The 20,683-nt window shown below is 64.1% G+C and carries 17 protein-coding genes and 2 pseudogenes; 8 read left to right on the top strand and 11 right to left on the bottom strand.

Annotated elements, in window-relative coordinates; genetic code table 11:
- Both P6U25_RS00300 and ggt read left to right on the top strand, forming a co-directional pair.
- Positions 1-562, top strand: a pseudogene (locus P6U25_RS00300) (GNAT family N-acetyltransferase).
- A 100-nt stretch (positions 563-662) separates the two neighbouring features.
- Entirely contained in the window at positions 663-2,348 is a 1,686-nt protein-coding gene (gene ggt, locus P6U25_RS00295; protein ID WP_407149461.1) for a gamma-glutamyltransferase, read from the top strand.
- Between the two features lie 371 nt (positions 2,349-2,719).
- Here the strand turns inward: ggt and P6U25_RS00290 are convergent.
- A pseudogene (locus P6U25_RS00290) lies at positions 2,720-4,080 on the bottom strand (serine protease).
- 226 nt (positions 4,081-4,306) lie between these two features.
- On the opposite strand from P6U25_RS00290, the gene P6U25_RS00285 reads away from it, so the two are divergent.
- Entirely contained in the window at positions 4,307-5,107 is an 801-nt protein-coding gene (locus P6U25_RS00285) for a HesA/MoeB/ThiF family protein (RefSeq protein WP_407149460.1), read from the top strand.
- A 215-nt stretch (positions 5,108-5,322) separates the two neighbouring features.
- Here the strand turns inward: P6U25_RS00285 and P6U25_RS00280 are convergent, their stop codons facing one another.
- Positions 5,323-6,330 carry an aldo/keto reductase gene (locus tag P6U25_RS00280; RefSeq protein WP_407149459.1) on the bottom strand — a complete coding sequence of 336 codons (1,008 nt, stop codon included), beginning with the start codon at positions 6,328-6,330 and terminating at the stop codon, positions 5,323-5,325.
- 121 nt (positions 6,331-6,451) lie between these two features.
- On the opposite strand from P6U25_RS00280, the gene P6U25_RS00275 reads away from it, so the two are divergent.
- Positions 6,452-7,363: a LysR family transcriptional regulator gene (locus P6U25_RS00275; protein ID WP_407149458.1), complete on the top strand. Its 912-nt coding sequence runs from the start codon at positions 6,452-6,454 to the stop codon at positions 7,361-7,363.
- A gap of 661 nt (positions 7,364-8,024) precedes the next feature.
- On the opposite strand, the gene P6U25_RS00270 is transcribed toward P6U25_RS00275, so the two are convergent.
- Positions 8,025-9,029 (bottom strand): 2-hydroxyacid dehydrogenase, encoded by a 1,005-nt coding sequence (locus tag P6U25_RS00270; RefSeq protein ID WP_407149457.1) that lies wholly within the window; start codon positions 9,027-9,029, stop codon positions 8,025-8,027.
- Between the two features lie 342 nt (positions 9,030-9,371).
- On the opposite strand from P6U25_RS00270, the gene P6U25_RS00265 reads away from it, so the two are divergent.
- Complete coding sequence (locus P6U25_RS00265; RefSeq protein ID WP_407149456.1) at positions 9,372-9,896, top strand: SH3 domain-containing protein; 525 nt, start codon at positions 9,372-9,374, stop codon at positions 9,894-9,896.
- A gap of 199 nt (positions 9,897-10,095) precedes the next feature.
- On the opposite strand, the gene irrA is transcribed toward P6U25_RS00265, so the two are convergent.
- Positions 10,096-10,587 carry an iron response transcriptional regulator IrrA gene (irrA, locus tag P6U25_RS00260; protein ID WP_407149455.1) on the bottom strand — a complete coding sequence of 164 codons (492 nt, stop codon included), beginning with the start codon at positions 10,585-10,587 and terminating at the stop codon, positions 10,096-10,098.
- A 326-nt stretch (positions 10,588-10,913) separates the two neighbouring features.
- On the opposite strand from irrA, the gene fabA reads away from it, so the two are divergent.
- The 3 genes from fabA to fabV all read left to right on the top strand — a co-directional run bounded on the left by fabA (position 10,914) and on the right by fabV (position 13,959).
- Positions 10,914-11,435, top strand: a complete 522-nt coding sequence (gene fabA / locus P6U25_RS00255) for a bifunctional 3-hydroxydecanoyl-ACP dehydratase/trans-2-decenoyl-ACP isomerase (RefSeq protein WP_407149454.1) — start codon at positions 10,914-10,916, stop codon at positions 11,433-11,435.
- Positions 11,436-11,478: 43 nt separating this feature from the next.
- Positions 11,479-12,702, top strand: coding sequence for a beta-ketoacyl-ACP synthase I (gene fabB, locus P6U25_RS00250; RefSeq protein WP_407149453.1), 1,224 nt, complete (start codon positions 11,479-11,481; stop codon positions 12,700-12,702).
- Between the two features lie 84 nt (positions 12,703-12,786).
- Positions 12,787-13,959 (top strand): enoyl-ACP reductase FabV, encoded by a 1,173-nt coding sequence (gene fabV / locus P6U25_RS00245; RefSeq protein WP_407149452.1) that lies wholly within the window; start codon positions 12,787-12,789, stop codon positions 13,957-13,959.
- 215 nt (positions 13,960-14,174) lie between these two features.
- On the opposite strand, the gene P6U25_RS00240 is transcribed toward fabV, so the two are convergent.
- The 7 genes from P6U25_RS00240 to rbfA all read right to left on the bottom strand — a co-directional run bounded on the left by P6U25_RS00240 (position 14,175) and on the right by rbfA (position 20,602).
- Entirely contained in the window at positions 14,175-14,771 is a 597-nt protein-coding gene (locus P6U25_RS00240; RefSeq protein WP_407149451.1) for a glutathione S-transferase family protein, read from the bottom strand.
- A gap of 79 nt (positions 14,772-14,850) precedes the next feature.
- Positions 14,851-15,312, bottom strand: a complete 462-nt coding sequence (locus P6U25_RS00235; protein WP_407149450.1) for a GNAT family N-acetyltransferase — start codon at positions 15,310-15,312, stop codon at positions 14,851-14,853.
- A gap of 95 nt (positions 15,313-15,407) precedes the next feature.
- Positions 15,408-16,139 carry a superoxide dismutase gene (locus tag P6U25_RS00230; RefSeq protein WP_407149449.1) on the bottom strand — a complete coding sequence of 244 codons (732 nt, stop codon included), beginning with the start codon at positions 16,137-16,139 and terminating at the stop codon, positions 15,408-15,410.
- Positions 16,140-16,329: 190 nt separating this feature from the next.
- Positions 16,330-18,486: a polyribonucleotide nucleotidyltransferase gene (gene pnp, locus P6U25_RS00225; RefSeq protein WP_407149448.1), complete on the bottom strand. Its 2,157-nt coding sequence runs from the start codon at positions 18,484-18,486 to the stop codon at positions 16,330-16,332.
- Between the two features lie 318 nt (positions 18,487-18,804).
- Complete coding sequence (rpsO, locus tag P6U25_RS00220) at positions 18,805-19,074, bottom strand: 30S ribosomal protein S15 (RefSeq protein WP_407149447.1); 270 nt, start codon at positions 19,072-19,074, stop codon at positions 18,805-18,807.
- A gap of 2 nt (positions 19,075-19,076) precedes the next feature.
- Complete coding sequence (truB, locus tag P6U25_RS00215; protein ID WP_407149446.1) at positions 19,077-20,192, bottom strand: tRNA pseudouridine(55) synthase TruB; 1,116 nt, start codon at positions 20,190-20,192, stop codon at positions 19,077-19,079.
- Positions 20,192-20,602, bottom strand: a complete 411-nt coding sequence (gene rbfA / locus P6U25_RS00210; protein ID WP_407149445.1) for a 30S ribosome-binding factor RbfA — start codon at positions 20,600-20,602, stop codon at positions 20,192-20,194. Before rbfA ends, truB begins: the two co-directional genes overlap by 1 nt.
- Positions 20,603-20,683 lie beyond the last annotated feature (81 nt).

The following is a 20,683-nucleotide window of genomic DNA, read 5'->3' as shown; positions in this document are numbered from 1 at the left end:
ATGGAAACGCCGGTCATACCAACGGAGCGGCTGATCCTGCGTCCCGCTTGCGTTGTCAGACGCAGCAGCGATTCAACGTCACTTCAACAATTGGAACGTCATCAGGACGCTCGCCACGGTTGTGCCGTGGCCCTATCCAGAAGACGGCGCGGAAACGTTCATCAGGCGCGAGCTTGCGAAGATCGCGGCCGGCGAGGAAAGCTATCAATGGGTCTTGGTGCTGCGCTCCGGCGATGGCGAGGCGATCGGCAACATCAATTTCCGGCCGCGAGTGGAAAACCGCAAAGGCAATCGCGGATTCTGGCTCGCCGAGCCTTACTGGAATCAGGGTCTCATGACTGAAGCCATCGCGGCGGTGAATGATTTCGCCTTCCTGACGCTCGGCCTGGAGAGCTTCCATGTCTGCAACGCAGAGTCGAATGTTGCCTCGCGCCGGGTCAAGCTGAAGACCGGAGCGGAATTCGTGGGGTTCATCGAACTTCCGCACCACACTGGCGAATCCAAAGCGGAGAGATGGAAGGTAACGCGCGAAACCTGGCTGAGGGATCGCCGAAGCTTCTGACGCTAGTGCGAATGCCGCTGTGAGGAAAATCGCGCGGCTTGACCGCGCGTGCAAGGCCGACGAACATCTTGGCCATCGCTCCTCAAAAAACGAGAACACGATGGCGGAGAACGGCAACTGGCGGGATCGCGCGGCAACGAGTTTCGAGTGCCAGAAGCAGCCGGCGACCAGCAGCCGCGGCATGGTGGTGAGCAACCATCCGTTGGCGTCGGCCGCGGGCGCCGAGATGCTCGCCGCCGGCGGCAACGCCATCGATGCCGCGATCGCGACCCTGTTCACGCTCACCGTGGTCGAGCCGATGATGGTCGGCATCATCGGCGGCGGCATGGCGCATATTCGCCTCGCCGACGGCAGCCACCGCTTCATCGACGGGCAGAGCACGGTGCCGAAGGCGGTGCGGCCGGACACCTATACCTCGAAGCCCGGTTCGGCGCATGACGTGTTCGACACCGTCGGCAACGAGAACCTCAACGGGCCGAAAGCGGTCGCCGTGCCGGGCTCGCTAAAGGCCTGGTGCGAAACGCTGCGCCGCTTCGGCACCATGAGCCTCGCCGACGTGATGCAGCCGGCGATCAAGCACGCCGCGCGCGGTTATGCGGCGACGCCTTACTTGCACGAATGCATCACCGACGGCGCCGAGGAGATGCTGAAGGACAAGCCGATCTCGGCGATCTATCTGCCGAATGGGGAGCCGCTGAAGCCCGGCGAGCGCGTGGTGCAGGCGGAATATGCCGAGACGCTTAGATACATCGCCGACCATGGCGACAACGCGCTGTATCAAGGGCCGCTCGGCGACATCCTTGTCGACTACATGACGAAAAACGGCGGCTTCATCGCGCGCGAGGACCTTGCGAGCTACAAGACGGTCGAGCGCGCGCCGATCCGCTGCGATTACCGCGGTTGGGAAATTCTGGGTCCGCCGCCGCCCGCCGCCTCCGGTGTGCACATCACGCAGATGCTCAACATCCTCGAAGGCTACGACATCGCCCGGCTCGGCTTCGGCACGGCGGAGACCATCCACTACCTCGCCGAGGTGCTGAAGATCGCCTTTGCCGATCGCGAGGCAGCGAGCGGCGATCCCGCCTACATCAACGTGCCGGTGGAGCGGCTGACCTCGAAGGCCTATGCCGAGGAGCGGCGCCGCGCGATCGATGCCGATTGCGCGCAGGCCTGGGGCGCCGGCGTTTCGCAGCTCGAAAGCGCGCACACCACGCACATGACCGCCGCGGACGCGATGGGCAATGTGGTTGCGACCACGCAGACCATCAACAATTTGTTCGGCGCCAAGATCCTGATTCCAGGCCTCGGCACCGTGCCGAACAACTACATGAACCTGTTCGATCCGCGGCCGGGACATGCGCTGTCGCTGGCGGCGGGTAAGCGCGTCACCACCTCGATGTCGCCGATGATGGCGCTGCGCGACGGCAAGCTCGCTTACGCGCTCGGGCTGCCCGGCGGCAAGCGCATCTTCCCGAGTGCGATGCAGGCACTGATCAACCTGATCGATCACGGCATGAGCCTGCAGGAGGCGGTCGAGGCGCCGCGGGTCTGGACCGAAGGCAACGCGCTCGAGGTCGAGCAGGCAGTGCCGGAGACCGTCCGCACCGCGCTCGCCGCGAAAGGCCACAAGGTGCAGGTGGTATCGACAGTCGCCGGCGGCATGAATGCGATCCAGTTTCACGGCGACGGCACGATGTCGGGCGCGGCCTGCTGGCGCGCAGACGGCACGCCGATCGGCATTGCCGGCGGTCTCGCACGCGCCGGCGTGCGGTTCGCGCTGCGGTGACATCGACTACGCTGTTTGACAGGTTGAAGCGAGAACCAGCCCACCGTCGTCCTGGCGAAAGCCAGGACCCATACTCCGCAGCTTGTGTTGTGACAGAGACTCGTCGTTCCGACATCGCAAAACAAGCGATGTTCGTGGTTATGGGTCCCTGCTTTCGCAGGGACGACGGCGGTGTGCGCGGAGACCGCCTCGTGACGAACGCAAAGCTGCATCCTCCTCCACAATTGTTGTCGCCCGGCTCGACCGGGCGATCCAGTACGCTGCGGTTTCTCGGCTCTACCGCAACTGTCTCTGGAATACTGGATCGTCCGCCGGAGCCTGTCATCGGGCGCGCATTCGCGCTATCAGGTGGCGGACGATGACCGCTTGAGTCATTTTCTGACGCAGATTACGCGGACGACGGCGGACCTGGCATCGGTCGATCCGCCTGACGCCGCCACGTCATGCGCCTTCAGGAAGCCGCGCACTGTGTCTGCCGGCACCAATGCGGCCTGCGTCGGAGGTGTCGCGTTCGCGGCACCCGCAACCTGCACCGGCTTCAGCAACGCGACACCGGCAAATTTGCCGTCGTCATCGAGCGCAGCGGCACCGGAGAAGCCGGCGGCTGGCGCAGGTGACAGCGCCGCATCGTCCCCGCCGCCGAGCTGCGCCACCGATGCCTTCACCGTGGTGATCTCCGTGCCGCCGCCCTGGTTCTGCGGATCGGCGATGCCGGTGATCTCGAGCGCTGTCTTGGTCGCGTTGCCTGCGACATTGAGCGGCTTCAAGGCGCGCGCGCCATAGATGCGCAGCAGCGCCAGATCGTGCTCCTTGTCCTCGGCGATGCGATCGGCTCTGCCATGACCCGGGATCGTCAGCGCGATGCACTCATCTGTCGCCACGCGGTCGGCGATGATCGCGCCGTCGTCGCTGACCACGATGCCGGTGCTGTATTCCACGGTCTTGCGCGGCGGTGGTCCGATCTGCACGCCGGCGGGGAATGCGTTGAACGCGCTCGACATCCCGATCACCACCGGCTCAACGGTATTTTCGGTCGCCTGGTCGTAAAGGATGGTGAGGATGCGAACCTCGTCGCCCCTGAACGTGCCGCGCAGATAGAATTTCTTCAGCCCCTGCATGCCCGACAGCACGAAGAAGTCAGGCTTCACCACGGTGTAGTCGATGGTGCGGCCGGCCGGCTCCTTCTTTTCCCGCTCGGCGAGCTTTGCCGTGGTCGGGTTCGCTTCCGTGCGCCGTGTCAGCAGCACCTGGATGGTGCCCGTCGGCGACGACCATTTGGCGCCCGAAGCATCGCTGGTGAGCTGCGGCACCAGCTTCGAGGGAATGCCGAGGCGTGCGCCGGTGGCCGCCTCGGTGACGATCTTCCAGCCGACATTCTCCCGGCGCCGCCGCGCGGTGTCGGCAAGCACGCTACGCTCCTGCGGATTCAGCACGCCGGTCGGCTTGCCGCCGCGGCTTTTCTGGAATTCCTTGATTGCGCTGACCATGCGGTCGCTGACGTCGCCGGTGATGGCGCCGTTATATTGGCCGACCCAGGCAAGGTCCGATTGCAGCGCCAGCCGCTCGGCCTGCGTCATCGCATTCGCGGTGTCCTCCGGCTTTGCAGCGGGGGGCGGATCGGCACGGTTGTCACCGGCCTGGGCTTGGTACCGGGCGTCGACGGCGTCGTCATTTGGGCATGCGCCGCGCTCATGGCCACGGCCATCAATGTTGCCGAAAGCGCCGATCTCATGACAAATCCGCAAGGGATGACTGACACCATTGACGTCCAGGCAATTAAGCACATCTGCTTGGTCGGCAACAGTCGCGCCCGGTTCAGGGCGTCAAACCCCTCGTCCTGAGGAGCGGCGCTAGCCGCGTCTCGAGGGATGAGGCCACGGACCGGGCCTCACGGTTCGAGACGGCGCTGTGCGCCTCCTCACCATGAGGGTCGCGATGACGAGGGATTTGTTCGAACGATGCTGAGTGCGGAAGAACTCGAACGCTATGCCCGCCATATCGTGTTGCGCGAGGTCGGCGGCCCCGGCCAGAACGCGCTGAAGCAAGCCTCCGTGCTCGTGATCGGCGCGGGCGGTCTCGGGGCACCGGCGTTGATGTATCTGGCAGCGGCGGGCGTCGGCAGGCTCGGCGTGATCGATGACGACATCGTCTCGCTCTCCAACCTGCAGCGCCAGATCATCCATGCGACACCTGACGTCGGCAAGCGCAAGGTCGACAGCGCGGCCGCCCAGATCCACGCGCTCAATCCGCACGTCAGGTTCGAGGCGCATGCCGCGCGGCTCGACGCCAAGAATGCGATGACGCTGCTTGCGGATTACGATCTCGTGCTCGACGGCTCCGACAATTTCGAGACCCGTTATCTGGTCTCCGATGCCTGCTTTCTCGCGCGCAAGCCGCTGATCACCGCGGCGCTCGGCCAGTTCGACGCCTCGCTGACCACGATCCGCGCGCACGAGAAGAACGCGGACGGAGAATTCAATCCGACCTATCGCTGCCTGTTTCCGGAGCCGCCGCCGCCGGGCACCGTGCCGGCCTGCGCCGAAGCCGGCGTGATGGGCGCACTCGCCGGCATCCTCGGTTCGATGATGGCGCTGGAGGCGATCCGCGAGATCGTCGGCTTCGGCGAAAGCCTGGTCGGACGTCTCTTGATGGTGGATGCGCGCGCCATGCGGTTCGAAACCCTGCGCTACACCCGCGATCCGCAGAACCCGCTCAATGGTGATACGCCCACCATCACCGATTTGAGCGGGCATCGGTAAGATTCAGACGTGATGAGATCAGGCTGAACTGGATCGGCAGCGGAGGTTCACCTCTCCCTTGGGAGAGGTCGGCGCGTAGCGCCGGGTGAGGGGTTACAGTCCCTCGGTAGCCCTGCGGCCCCTCACCCGATTTGCTTCGCAAATCGACCTCTCCCCGACGGGGAGAGGTGAAGGAAGTGCATCGTCGAACCGATTCGATCCAAACTCATCTTGCTCTAGGAAGCCTTCGCCGAGCGCTCGCTGTCCATATGGCGGAGGTGCTCTTCCGGATAGCGCCCTCCGGCCGCCGCGCCGGGCGGAAACGCCTTGGCCAGCGCAGCGAGATGCGCCTCGGTCAATTTCACATCGAGCGCGCCGAGTGCTTCGGTGAGCCGGTCGCGCCGCCGCGCACCGACCAGCGGCACGATGTCCTTGCCTTGCGCCGCGACCCAGGCGATCGCCACCTGCGCCGGCGATGCGCCAATCTCGGCGGCGATCGCGCGCAGGCGATCGGCGAGCGCCAGATTGGCATCGATGTTGCCGGCCTGGAAGCGCGGGCTGTGCAGACGAAAATCCTTGGCCTCCGCCCGGTCCTTCGACCAGTGCCCGCTGATCAATCCACGCGCCAGCACGCCATAGGCGGTGATGCCGATGCCGAGCTCGCGGCAGGTCTTCAGGATGTCGCTCTCGATGCCGCGCGAGATCAGCGAATACTCGATCTGCAGGTCGGCGATCGGATGCACCTTGTGGGCGCGGCGGATGGTCTCCGAGCCGACCTCGGAGAGGCCGATATGCCTGATCCAGCCGGCCTTGATCATGTCGGCCATGGCGCCGATCGTCTCCTCGATCGGCACGGCGGGATCGAGCCGTGCCGGGCGGTAGATGTCGATGTGGTCGACACCGAGCCGCCGCAGCGAATAGGCGACGAAGGTCTTCACGGCGGCGGGCCGGCTGTCATAGCCGAGGAAGCCGTTATTCGGATCGCGCAGCGCGCCGAACTTGACGCTGATCTGCACATTGTCGCGGTTCCTGCCCCTCAGCGCCTCGCCGATCAGCATCTCGTTGTGACCCATGCCATAGAAGTCGCCGGTATCGAGCAGCGTGATGCCGGCATCGAGCGCGGCGTGAATGGTGGCGATGCTCTCGCTGCGGTCGGCGGGGCCGTAGAAATCCGACATGCCCATGCAGCCGAGGCCGATCAGCGAGACGGCAGGGCCGGTGGAACCGAGTTTGCGCGTATCCATGATGATACTCCTCGAAGGTCGCGGACGACGGTCCGCTATGAAGTGGTGCGGCCGATATGGCCCCGTCACCTTCCGCCGATAAGCTGGACAATGCCGAATAGCTTGTTCACTATATCGAACAATGGACGATTTCGACCTCCGCGACCTCGACGCCTTCGTGGCGGTGGCGCGCACGCGCAACTTCCGCCGTGCCGCGCTTGAGCAGCGCGTCTCGGTCTCGAGCCTGAGCCAGCGGCTGCGCGACATGGAGGAGCGGCTCGGCGTTCGCCTCATGAACCGCACCACCCGCAGCGTCGCGCTCACCGAAGCGGGCGAGCTGTTGCTCGCACGGGTCGGGCCGGCGATGGCTGTGGTCGGCGATGCGCTCGACCAGGTGCGGGGCCTGCGGGCCGAGCCGTCAGGCCGCTTGCGGATCAACGCGCCGCCGCCGGCGATCGATCTGGTGCTGGCGCCGATGGTCGCGCCGTTTCTCGCGAAATATCCGAAGGTCGATCTCGACATCGTCGCCGACAGCGCGTTCGTCGATATCGTCGCGCAGGGCTTCGACGCCGGCGTGCGCTACGGCGAGCACCTCGCGCAGGACATGGTCGCGATTCCGCTGGGCGCGCCGCAGCGCTATGCGGTCGTGGCTTCGAGCGGCTATGTCGCAAAGCACGGCCGGCCGATGCATCCGAAGGATTTGCTAAAGCATGCCTGCATCCGCACCCGCTTCGGCAGCGGCGCGATGTTCGATTGGGAGTTCGAGAAGAACGGCCGCGTGGTCAAGGTGTCGCCGCCGGCCAAGCTGATCGCGACCTATCTCGGCCTCGCGCTGCGCGCAGTCCATGACGGCGTCGGCTACTGGGCGACGTTCGAGGGCTATGTCCATTACGGCGTCAAATCCGGCGCGCTGGTCAGCGTGCTCGACGATTGGTGCCCGCCGTTCCCCGGGCCATTCCTGTACTATCCAAGCCGCCGCCAGCCGCCGCCGGCACTCGCTGCCTTGGTGTCGTTCGTCGCCGACTGGCGCAAGCAGGCCCGGCAGAAGAAATAGGCGGGCCGTCACCACATCGTCGTCCCGGCCTCCAGCCGGGACCCATAACCACAGCTCTCGCAATGACGAAGGCTGGAGCTCCAGCTCATTCCAACCATTACCTTCGGTGGTCATCGGTCCCTGCCTTCGCAGGGACGACAGCGAATACGGAGCTTACGGTGCCGTAGCCTGGATTTCACTTCGCTCCATCCGGGCTTCTGATCTCTCTTCCCCTTCCCCCTGAAAGGGGGAAGGTCGGGATGGGGGTCGGCCGCGGGCGATGCTGCGTGTGGAGCAAGCAGATCCCCACCCGCTTTGCTCTGGTGAGCAAAGCGACCTCCCCTTTTCAAGGGGAGGTCGAGCCATGTACCCCGGACGTCGCTGCGCTCCATGCCGCCCGGCTCCTTTGCATGGGGTTGTTTTCGATAATTTGGCAGCGAGCCTCCGCGACGGCATAGCCCCGTAGCCCGATGAAGCGAAGCGCAATCGGAGCTACAGATCTATCTTCCCCTTCCCCCTGAAAGGGGGAAGGTCTGGATGGGGATCAGCCCCAGGCGATGTTGCGCGCGGAGAGAGCAGATCCCCACCCGCTTTGCTCTGGCGAGCAAAGCGGCCTCCCCTTTCAAGGGGAGGTTTAAGCCGCGTGGCGGGATGGAGCGGAGCGCTATCCCGCCACGAATTCCTACAGCATGCTCGGCAGCACGCGATCCGGCGGCTTGTGATTGTCGAGGAAGGTCCGGATATTGATGATGACCTTCTCGCCCATCTCGACGCGGCCTTCGATGGTGGCCGAGCCCATATGCGGCAGCAGCGTCACCTTGCCGGCCTTGGCCAGCCGCACCAGCTTCGGGTTCACCGCGGGCTCGTGCTCATAGACGTCGAGGCCGGCGCCGCGGACCTCGCCGGCTTCGATCAACTTGATCAGCGTATCCTCGTCGATCACCTCGCCGCGCGCGGTGTTGACGATGTAGGCCTCTTTCCGGATCAGCTTGAGCCGTCGGGCCGAGAGCAGATGGTAGGTGGCCGGCGTATGCGGGCAGTTCACCGAGATGATGTCCATCCGCGCCAGCATCTGGTCGAGGCTTTCCCAATAGGTCGCGCCGAGCTCATCGGCGATGACGGGCGCCACCGGGCGGCGGTTGTGGTAATGGATCTGCAACCCGAAGGCGCGGGCGCGGCGCGCCACCGCCTGGCCGATGCGGCCCATGCCGATGATGCCGAGCCGCTTGCCGCCGATGCGGTTGCCGAGCATCCAGGTCGGCGACCAGCCCGCCCAGTGCTGCCTGCCTTCGGTCAGGATCGAGGCGCCCTCGATCATGCGCCGCGGCACCGCGAGGATCAGCGCCATCGTCATGTCGGCGGTATCCTCGGTCAGCACCTTCGGTGTGTTGGTCACGGTGATGCCGCGCGCATGGGCGGCCGCCACGTCGATATTGTCGACGCCGTTGCCGAAATTGGCGATCATCCTCAGCTTGCAGTCGGGCTGGTTGATCACATCCTCGCGGATCACGTCGGTTACCGTCGGCACCAGCACGTCGGCGGTTCGCATCGCCTCGGCGATCTGGTCCGGCGTCATCGGCGTGTCGTCCAGATTCAATCTGGCATCGAACAGTTCGCGCATCCGGGTCTCGATCGAGTCCGGGAGCTTGCGGGTGACGACGACGAGAGGCTTCTTCTTTACCGACATGTCCTGCTCTCATGAGGGGCCGCGGCGCGCCAAAATTCGCGCCGTTCAGACCTCATTAACCCGGTTGTTCGACACTGCTGATAGCCGCGCTGTCCCGGCGTTTCCTTCGCGTTTCCAAGGGTTCCCCGATACTTACCCGGCATTTGCCGGCGCAAATTCGGGCGTTCTGGTTGTTCAGCCGTTCCGTCCTCTCTAGCAGAAGGCTGGGACAAGACAAGAACCCCTCGGAATCACGGGTCGCAAGGTGTGAGCAGCGCTGGCACGGGGAGCCTGGGATTCAGGCATGGATTGGGGTTGCGGCTCGCCGAATGCGAGTTGGTCATCTCGACAGGAGACGAGTTGATGTTCTGGCGTTTCGGTTCGTTGGCGGCGCTGGTCGGGAGCATGCTTGGCGCGTCGATCATGCCGGGACATACGGCCAAGGATATGAGCCCCACCACCAGCGGACTTCCGATCCCGCGCTATGTCAGTCTGAAATCCGATCACGTGAATGTCCGCGCCGGCCCGACCAAGGACAATGACGTTGCCTGGGTCTACACGCGGGCGGGGCTGCCGGTCGAAATCACCGCCGAATTCGAGAACTGGCGCAGGGTGCGCGACTCCGAAGGCGCCGAAGGCTGGGTCTATCACTCCCTGCTGTCAGGGCGCCGCACCGCCGTCGTCACGATGAAGAAGAAGGACGATCTCGCCTCGCTCTACGATCGCCCCGATACCACGAGTGCAGTCGCAGCGCGGCTGCAGGTCGGCGTCGTCGCGCAGGTCAAGAAGTGCGCCAATAGCTGGTGCCGGATCACCGGCAACGGGTTCGATGGCTGGATCGAGCAGCAGCGCCTGTGGGGCGTCTATGCCGACGAGAAGGTGGACTGACGCCTAGCGTCATTCCGGGGCGATGCGACAGCATCGAACTATGATGCGCCCATGCGCACCTGAGAATCTCGAGATTCCCGATGCGCAATTTCGCATCGGAGGTCTGGTGCGCGCGCACGATCCCGGAATGACGGCCCTCCCCAAACGACAATGGCCGGGACGAGCCCGGCCATGACAATCGAAACCAGCGATAAACAGATCAGCGCTTCTTGCGCAGCCGCACGACCATATCGACGCGGGCAATCTCATATCCCTCGGGCACCTCGGGCATCTTGGTCAGCACAAGGTTCGGGTCGGGAATATCGACCAGCTCGTGATTGTGCTCGAGATAGAAGTGGTGGTGCGCCGACACGTTGGTGTCGAAATAGGTCTTGGTGCCGTCGACGCTGACCTGACGCAGCAGGCCGGCGTCGGTGAGCTGGTTGAGGGTGTTGTAGACAGTCGCCAGCGACACTGGAACCTTGGCCAGCGTGGCTTCCTCATACAGCATTTCAGCGGTCAGATGCCGGGCGCCCTTGCCGAACAGCAGCCAACCCAGCGCCATGCGCTGGCGGGTCGGCCGAAGGCCCGCAGCCTGCAGCATCTCGTTGACGTCGTGCCACGGACAGCCGGTCAGGGCCGGGTGATGCCCGCCGCTCCGTGCAGCCGGGTGCACGGCGTCATCGTTCGAAACCGATAATTCCTCGTTCATGTCCACTCTATGCACCTAACCCGGGCGATATTCCTAGGAAATATAAAAAGGATGACCATCAGATGCAAGTTTTTCGCAACTAGAACGGATCCAAGGTAAACCCGGAACCCCATGGAGAAACGGCGATTTATCCCCGGAATGCGGCTTTGCCGCTCCGGTGACGCTATGTTAGAGAGCGCGCGGACCACATATGCGCTTTCGGCAGAGACCCAAGGCCGATAGCGTACCCACGTAGCGCCAACAGGCGGGATATTCAAACCCCGCGGGAAGATCGGTCCGGCTCAAGCAAAAAGCGCTTCATCGGGACATTTGAGAGGCTGAAGAGGATGCTGGATCGGCGCAGCGGTTACGAATACGAGGATTTGCTGGCTTGCGGCCGCGGAGAGCTGTTCGGCCCGGGCAATGCCCAGTTGCCGCTGCCGCCGATGCTGATGTTCGATCGCATCAGCGAGATTTCCGAAACCGGCGGCGAGTTCGGCAAAGGGTTGGTGCGCGCTGAACTCGAGGTGAAGTCAGACCTCTGGTTCTTCGGCTGTCATTTCAAGAACGATCCGGTGATGCCGGGCTGTCTCGGCCTCGATGCCATGTGGCAAATGGTCGGCTTTTATCTCGGCTGGATCGGCGGTGAAGGTCGCGGCCGCGCGCTCGGTCTCGGTGAGCTGAAGTTCTCCGGTCAGGTGCTGCCGCATGCGCGCAAGGTTGTGTACAACGTCGACATCAAGCGTGTGATGCGGTCAAAGCTCGTGCTCGGAATCGCCGACGGGTGGCTTTCCATGGACGACGAGATTATCTATCGCGCCAAGGATTTGAAGGTCGGGTTGTTCAAGCAGGGCACGGCACCGTCTTGAGCAGGATCATCATGCGACAACATAAAGGCAGGGCGAGGCGAACATGAGGCGGGTTGTCATCACGGGGATGGGCATTGTCTCATCCATCGGTAACAACACCCAGGAAGTGCTTGCGAGTCTCTACGAGGCGAAATCGGGCATCACGCGCGCGGAGAAGCACGCCGAGCTGGGCTTCCGTTCGCAGGTGCAAGGTGCGCCGACGCTCAATCCTGCCGACGTGATCGATCGCCGCGCGATGCGGTTTCTTGCCGAAGGTGCGGCCTGGAATCACGTCGCCATGGAACAGGCGATCCGCGACTCCGGGCTCGAGGACAGCGAAGTCTCCAACGTGCGTACCGGCATCATCATGGGATCCGGCGGGCCGTCGACGCGGACACTGGTGGAGGCCGCCGACATCGCGCGCACCAAGGGGCCGAAGCGCGTCGGCCCGTTCGCGGTGCCGAAGGGCATGTCGTCGACGGCGTCGGCGACGCTTGCGACCTGGTTCAAGATCAAGGGCGTGAACTACTCGATCTCCTCGGCCTGCGCGACGTCGAACCATTGCATCGGCAACGCCTATGAGACGATCCAGATCGGCAAGCAGGACATCATCTTCGCCGGCGGCTGCGAGGAACTCGACTGGACGCTGTCGGTGCTGTTCGACGCCATGGGCGCGATGTCCTCGAAATACAACGACACGCCGGCCACTGCCTCGCGTCCTTACGACATCAGCCGCGATGGCTTCGTGATCGCGGGCGGCGCGGGCGTGGTGGTGCTCGAAGAGCTCGAGCATGCCAAGGCGCGCGGCGCGAAGATCTATGCCGAGGTGGTCGGCTACGGCGCGACGTCCGACGGCTACGACATGGTGGCGCCCTCAGGCGAGGGCGCCGAGCGCTGCATGCGCATGGCGCTGTCGACCGTGAACACGCCGATCGACTACATCAATCCGCACGCGACCTCGACGCCGGCCGGCGATCCGCCGGAGATCGAGGCGATCCGCAAGGTGTTCGGCACCGGGGAGAAGTGCCCGCCGATCTCGGCGACCAAGGCGCTGACCGGCCATTCGCTGGGCGCCACCGGCGTGCAGGAGGCGATCTATTCGCTGCTGATGCTGAACAACGGCTTCATCTGCGAAAGCGCGCACATCACCGAGCTCGATCCGGTGTTCGCCGATATGCCGATCGTGCGCAAGCGCATCGACAATGCCAAGCTCGGCACCGTGCTGTCGAACTCGTTCGGGTTTGGCGGCACCAACGCCACGCTGGTGTTCAAGCGGCTGGATGCGTGATTTGATCTTTACCTCCCCTCTCTTGCAGACGGAGGCCGGCAGGCAGCGAATGGCGACATTGCAACGATCCGAAATAGGGTGGACATGATTATCGAACCGCGCGTGCGAGGCTTCATCTGCACCACGGCACATCCCGTCGGCTGCGCGATCAATGTCCGCGACCAGATCGCTTATGTTCTCAGTCATGGCCCGATTGCCGAGTGCCCCAAGCGCGTCGCTGTGCTCGGATGTTCGACGGGTTACGGCCTCGCGAGCCGCATCGTTGCGACCTTCGCCGGAGGAGCGGACACCATCGGCGTGTCGCTGGAGCGCGAGCCGACGGCGACCAGGACGGGCAGCGCCGGCTGGTACAACAACCGCGCCTTCGAGATCGAAGCGCAGAAGATCGGACGGTCTCCTCTCACGCTGGAAGGCGATGCCTTCTCGGACGAGATGAAGAAGAACTTCATCGAGGCCGTGCGCGAGAAGTTCGGGCAGCTCGACATGCTGGTCTACAGCATGGCGGCTCCGGTCAGGACCGATCCGGACACGGGCAAGACCTATCGCTCGGTCATCAAGCCGCTCGGCGCCCCGGTCGAGATCAAGACCCTCGACACCGAGACCGGCGAGGTCTTCGAGACGACCCTCGAGCCGGCGAACGAAGATCAAACGACGGCCACGGTCGCGGTGATGGGCGGTGATGACTGGAAGCGCTGGATCGACCAGCTCGCGGACGCCGGTGTTTTGGCGCCGGGCTTCCGGACGCTCAACTACACCTATATCGGCAGCGAGCTGACCTGGCCGATCTATTGGAACGGCACGCTCGGGCGCGCCAAGGTCGATCTCGACCGCAAGGCGGAAGAGATCCGAAACCGGCTCGGCCAGGACGCCGCACGCGTCGTGGCGCTGAAGGCCGTGGTCACCCAGGCGAGCTCGGCGATTCCGGTGGTGCCGCTCTACGGGACGGTGCTGTTCAAGGTGATGAAGCAGCTCGGGCTCCACGAGGGATGCATCGAACAGATCGATCGCCTGTTCCGAACCCGCCTCGGCAAGGATGCCGAACTCGATGACGCGCAGCGCATCAGGGTCGACGACTGGGAGCTCTCGCCCGAAGTTCAGACGGAAGTGGCGCGGCGCTGGCCGCTGCTCACCACCGAAACGCTCGGCGAACTGGCGGATCTCGGGGAATACAAGACCCAGTTCCTGCGCCTGTTCGGATTTGGCATCGACGGCGTCGACTACGCACAGGACATCGACCCTCGCGTCGTCCCGGGCTAGGCCTTTCGGAAAAACGGGCGAGCGGCAAAAGACTTCTCTTCTCCTTCCCCCTGAAAGGGGGAAGGTCGGGATGGGGGTCAGCCGCAGGCGATGCCATATGTGGAGAGAGCTGATCCCCACCCGCTTTGCTCTGGTGAGCAAAGCGACCTCCCCTTTTCAAGGGGAGGTGAGGACGTAGCCCCGGATTTCGCTTCGCTCCATCCGGGCTACATGCGTCACCCCGCAGCGATCTTCTCTGCGCGCTGGAATGCGGGACGCGCCACGCAGCGGTCGATATAGGCGTCGAATGACGGCCGCGGCGGCACCATCTTGAACACGCGCACGGCGTAGTTCAGTCCCGAGCCGATCGTGATGTCGGCGGCGGAGAACTGGTCGCCGAGCATCCACGGCCCCTTTTGCAGCTCGGCATCGAGCACGTCGAACACCTGCGCAGCGCTGCCCCACGCCGCGGTGCTGGCGGGCACTTCGAGCTTGGTGAAGAGCTGGATCAGCGCGGGTTCGATGCAGCTCGGCGAGAAAAACAGCCACTGCAAATAGCGGGCGCGGCTCGGATCGGTCGTGGCCGGCGCCAGCCTGGTCTCGGGATAGCGGTCGGCGATGTAGGCGCAGATCGCGGCCGCCTCGGCAAGCTGGGCGTCGCCGTCGGTCAGCGCCGGCACCTTGCCCATCGGGTTGATCTTCAAGTAGTCCGGTGCCTTCTGTGCGCCGGTGCTGATGTCGGTCAGCACCCGTTCGTAAGGCAGGCCGGATTCCTCCATCAGCCAGATCGTGGTGAACGAGCGCGAGCGCGGCGACCAGTAGAGCTTGATCATGTGCTGGACCTTTTCATCGTCGAGGACGAACGGCGCCCGTTCATCGCCCGCCTGCCGCGAATTGGCAACCCGGGCCGGCTCAGGCGCCCTTTGCCCTGTTCCACCGATAGTGCTTCATCATGAAGCCGGTCAGCGGATTGAGCTCTTCCTTTTCGAACGCAAAACCTTCGCGCTCGTACCAGCGCCAGGCCTTTTCGTTCTCGCGAACACATTTCAACCAGATCTCATCGGGCAATTGCTGGCGCGTGAAAGCGAGGAACTCGCGTCCCAGGCTCCGGCCCTGATAGGCCGGCGCGACCATCAGTTGGTCGAGAAGGCGGGTCGGCGGGTGCAGCGCCAGCATGCCGGCGATCGTGCCGCGATCGTCGGCCACGAAAAGGCTCCAGCCGCCATCGATCTCGCGACGCAGGCGCGCGCGCAGGTCGCTCAACAGGCCGTCGCTCGACTGCGAGAGTTGGGTCGAGACCCAGCTCTCCATCCAGACGCGTGCGATCTCGTCATATTCGTCCGGGCGGGCCCTGCGGATTGTCGGCAGCGTCATCGTTGATCTCTCGGCGTGCGAAAAAGGCCTCGCGGTCTCCCGCGAGGCCCTTAGCTTAGTCGAGCAGGTCGCATCCGACGATCCCTTCTCACGGCTCACACGCCGAGCGCCCCTGCCTTCGCCGCTGCGTAGCGCGCGGCCACGGCTTTCCAGTTCACCGTATTCCACCACGCCTTCAGGTAATCCGGTCGGCGGTTCTGATAGGTCAGATAATAGGCGTGCTCCCAGACGTCGTTGCCGAGCAGGGCGCGCTTGCCGTCCATGATCGGGTTGTCCTGGTTCGGCCGCGTCTCGATCGCCAGCTTGCCGTCCCGGGTCACGGTGACGAACACCCAGCCCGAGCCGAACACGCGTCCGCCGGCGGCATTGAAGTCGGCCTGGAGCTTCTCCATGCCGCCGAGATCGCGGTCGATTGCGGCGAGCACCTCGCCGTCCGGCTTGCCGCCGTTTGGTCCCATGATCTGCCAGAACATCGTGTGGTTGGCGTGGCCGCCCATGTTGTTGCGCACGCCGGTGCGGATCTGCTCCGGCACATCGCCGAGATTGGCGAGCACGTGAGTCACCGGCTTTTCCGCGATCTGCGGATGATCCTTGGCGAAGGTGTTCAAGCTGGTGACGTAGGCCTGGTGGTGCTTGCCGTGATGAATCTCCATCGTCTTGGCGTCGATGTGCGGCTCCAGCGCGTTGGTCGGATAAGACAGCGGCTCGACCTTGAACGGTCCGCTTGCCTGTGCCGTCGTCTGGGCGAGCGCCGTGCGCGATGAGGCGGCAGCCGCGGCGATACCGGTTGCTGCGATGATCAGGTGGCGTCGGGACATCAATGACATCGTGTTTCTCCAGGCTGGGAAAGCATCATCGGATTAGACACGAGATAGGGATGGGTTCCGATGATGCCGGTCACAATGTCGCGGCCAAATCGCGCACATGCCCAGGTCTGGCTGATTTGCACCGCGACAGCTCAAACAAAAAGGGCGGCTGTGATAGCCGCCCTTTTGCAACGATGGAATATGTCGGAACTTACTCGCCAGCGGCCTCGCGCGGCGTGGGCGCCTCGGCCTTCTGCTTGGCTTCCAGATCCTCGCCGGTCTGCTGGTCGACCGCCTTCATCGACAGGCGGGTCTTGCCGCGGTCGTCGAAGCCGAGCAGCTTGACCTTGACCTTGTCGCCTTCCTTGACGACGTCGGAGGTCTTCTGCACGCGGTTGGCAGCAAGCTGGCTGATGTGGACGAGACCGTCCTTGGCGCCGAAGAAGTTCACGAAGGCGCCGAACTCCATCACCTTGACCACGGTGCCGTCGTAGATCTGGCCGACTTCCGGATCGGACGCGATCGACTTGATCCACTTGATCGCGGCCTTCATCGCCTCGCCATCGTTGGAGGCGACCTTCACCGTGCCGTCGTCCTCGATGTTGACCTTGGCGCCGGTCTTCTCGACGATCTCGCGGATCACCTTGCCGCCGGTGCCGATCACTTCGCGGATCTTGTCGGTGGCGATCTTGAAGGTCTCGATGCGCGGCGCGTATTCGCCGAGCTCGGCGCGGGCCGCGGTCAGGGCCTTGGCCATCTCGCCGAGGATGTGGACGCGCCCTTCCTTGGCCTGGCCAAGCGCGACGCGCATGATCTCCTCGGTGATGCCCTCGATCTTGATGTCCATCTGCAGCGAGGTGATGCCCTGGTCGGTGCCGGCGACCTTGAAGTCCATGTCGCCGAGATGATCCTCGTCACCGAGGATGTCCGACAGCACCGCAAAGCGCGTGCCTTCCAGGATCAGACCCATGGCGATGCCCGCCGTCGGCCGCTTCAGCGGTACGCCGGCGTCCATCAGCGACAGCGAAGCGCCGCAGACCGAGGCCATCGACGAGGAGCCGTTCGATTCGGTGATCTCGGAGACCACGCGGATCGTGTACGGGAACTCGTGATGCGGCGGCAGCACCGGATGGATCGCGCGCCAGGCGAGCTTGCCGTGGCCGATCTCGCGGCGCTTGGTGCCGCCGAGGCGGCCGGTCTCGCCGACCGAGTAGGGCGGGAAGTTGTAGTGCAGCAGGAACGTCTCCTTGTACGTTCCCGACAGCGCGTCGATGTACTGCTCGTCCTCGCCAGTGCCGAGCGTGGTCACGACCATCGCCTGGGTCTCACCGCGGGTGAACAGCGCCGAGCCGTGAGCGCGCGGCAGCACGCCGACTTCGGCGACGATGTTGCGCACGGTCTTGACGTCGCGGCCGTCGATCCGCTTGCCGGTATCGAGGATGTTCCAGCGGACGATCTTGGCTTCCAGCTCCTTGAACACGTCGGCGACGCGCAGCTTGTCGTATTTCGGCTCCTGCCCTTCGGGGAAGAAGTGCGCCATCACCTTCTCCTTGACGGCGCCGACCGCGGCATAGCGGTCTTGCTTCACTGCGATCGCATAGGCCTGGCGCAGCTCCTGCTCCGCGATGCCGAGCATCTCCTTCTCGATCTCCGAATTGTCGATCGGCGTGACTTCGCGCGGCTCCTTGGCGGCCTTCTCGGCGAGCTCGATGATCGCGTTGATGACCGGCTGGAAGTGGCGGTGGCCGAACATGACCGCGCCGAGCATCACGTCTTCGTTGAGCTCCTTGGCTTCCGACTCGACCATCAGCACGGCCTCGGCGGTGCCGGCGACGACGAGGTCGAGCTGGCTCTCGGTCATCTCGTCCAGCGTCGGGTTGAGGACGTATTCGTCGTTGGCGAAGCCGACGCGCGCCGCGCCGATCGGGCCCTTGAACGGCACCCCAGACAGCGTCAGTGCGGCGGAGGCCGCGACCATCGACAGAATGTCGGGATCGTTCTCCATGTCGTGCGACAGCGTCGTCACGATCACCTGGGTCTCGTTGCGCCAGCCGTCGACGAACAGCGGACGGATCGGGCGGTCGATCAGACGGGAGACCAGCGTCTCCTTCTCGGTCGGACGGCCCTCGCGCTTGAAATAGCCGCCGGGAATGCGGCCCGCGGCGTAGGCCTTCTCCTGATAATCGACGGTGAGCGGCAGGAAGTCGACGCCTTCGCGCGGCGCCTTGGCCGCAACGACGGTGGCGAGCACCACGGTCTCGCCATAGGTGGCCATCACGGCGCCGTCGGCCTGGCGGGCGATCTTGCCGGTTTCAAGCTTGAGGGGACGTCCACCCCAGTCGATCTCGACGGAATGTGTTTTGAACATTTCGGTCTTCTTTCATGGTTTCGCGAAAGCACGGCGCCCCAAAACACAAAGACCATGCGCAAGACGGCGAGACACTGATGCGCTGCTGCGATCAGCGTCCGGCGATCCTGCCATGGTCCTTGGATTCCGGATGGCGTCCATCCTTTCAGTCATCTGGGCATCTTGCCCCGTCCAGCGGCCGGATTGCTGCTGGACGCTAGTGCGCATGGCGTGAAGGCCATGCTGTTGCGCATGATCGTCTTTCGACAATTCGAAAGTCCGTTCTCCCGGAAGATCATACGAAAACGCGCGCGAACCGCGCGCGCGTGCTTCTCGATATCAACGACGGATGTTGTGCTTTTCGAGCAGCGCCTTGTAACGCGCCTCGTCCTTGCGCTTGATGTAGTCGAGCAGGGAGCGACGCGTCGACACGAGCTTCAGGAGGCCACGGCGTGAATGGTTGTCCTTCACGTGGGTCTTGAAGTGCTCGGTGAGGTTATTGATGCGTTCCGACAGGATCGCGACCTGGACCTCGGGCGAGCCGGTGTCGCCGGCTTTGGTGGCATTCGTCTTGATGACTTCCGCTTTGCGTTGCGCGGTAATCGACATCGTCAATTGCTTCCATGGTTGCGAGCCGGACTGGCAGTCAGTCCGCTCAGGTTGAACACGCGCTTGGGGATGAGTTCGCCATTGCCAAGTTCGGCAAGCGCCAGAAGACGGCCTGCCACCGTGACATAGACTGTGCCGCTAGTATTGGGCGCATCCCGTCCGCGCAACAAAACGGCCTGGCCTCTGTGAAGCCTTGCCGCATCAGCCCGTGTGACGGCCAGTGCCGGGATGTCGTCCAGCGCGGTCTCAACGGGCAAAAGCGCGTCGGCGAGGCTGCCCTCGCCAGACGCGGCTCTATTGCATAAAGCCTCCAACTGTTCCAGCGGAATCATGTCCTGCTCGGTAAATGGACCGACAATGGTCCGCCGCAGCGCGCAGATATGGCCGAAACAGCCGAGAATCCGGCCCATATCGCGGGCCAGCGCCCGGACATAGGTTCCCTTGCCGCACTCGGCTTCGAACACGGACTGGCCGTTATCTCCATGTTCCACAAGGATTAATTCGTGAATCTCGACCGGGCGGGGCTTCAGTTCCACGGTTTCGCCGTCACGCGCCAGGTCATAGGCCCGCTCGCCCTGCACCTTGATCGCCGAATATTGCGGCGGGATCTGCTCGATCGTCCCGGTGAAGCGGGGCAGCAGCTCCCGGACTGAATCGGCTGTCGGCCGGCTCTCGCTGGTCCTGACCACGCGTCCCTCGGTATCGTCGGTGTCGCGCTCCTCGCCCCAGCACACCGTGAAGCGATAGCGCTTGCGGCCGTCCATCACGAACGGCACGGTCTTGGTGGCCTCACCGAGCGCGATCGGCAATCCGCCCGAGGCGAGCGGATCGAGCGTGCCGGCATGGCCGGCGCGCTTTGCCTGGAACAGGCGCTTGAGCACGGCGACCGCGTGCGTCGAGGTCATGCCGACCGGCTTGTCGAGCACGACCCAGCCGTGCACGTCGCGCTTGTCGCGGCGCGGCTGCTGATTCTGCCTGCCCTGTTTCTGGTGCTGGCGCGGATCGTTGTTCACCCGACGCGGACCGTCACTGCGCTGTTCGGAAAAAATATCTCTGCTGGCGTTGGGCGCGTCGGCATCTTTCGCGTCGATCGCGCTGTTGGTCGTCGTCACAGTCATCACTCGTCGTCCGAATCGGGCGCAAGGTCTCTTTGCACCGCAGGTGTTCGCAGTAATTTCTCGATACGTTCCGCCTCGTCGAATCGCTCGTCGACGCGGAAGCGGATGTCAGGTGCAAATTTCAGGTTAACGCGATGCGCGATCTCGCCGCGGAGGAATTTCTTGTTGCGCTCGAGCGCTGCGATCACGGCGTCGGTATCGCGTCCGCCAAGCGGCATCACGTAGATCGTGGCGAGCTTCAGGTCCGGCGACATACGCACCTCGGGAACGGTGATGATGTGGCCTGCAAGATCCGGATCGTGGACGTCACCGTGGGACAGAATATCGGCAACCGCGTGGCGAACGGTTTCGCCGACGCGAAGCTGTCGTTGTGATCCTCCGGGCGCGGAGCTCTTCTTCTGACGGGACATGACCTTCTTCCAAAACCGTCACGCCCGCGGGCCTTGGCCCCGGGCATCAATGTCTAGCTTTTCAATTTCAGACAATGCGGG

The sequence above is a fragment of the Bradyrhizobium sp. ORS 86 genome, from assembly GCF_045571475.1.
Taxonomy (GTDB): domain Bacteria; phylum Pseudomonadota; class Alphaproteobacteria; order Rhizobiales; family Xanthobacteraceae; genus Bradyrhizobium.
The sequence above is the reverse complement of the archived record's forward strand: the minus strand, read 5'-3'. Positions and strand labels throughout refer to the sequence as shown.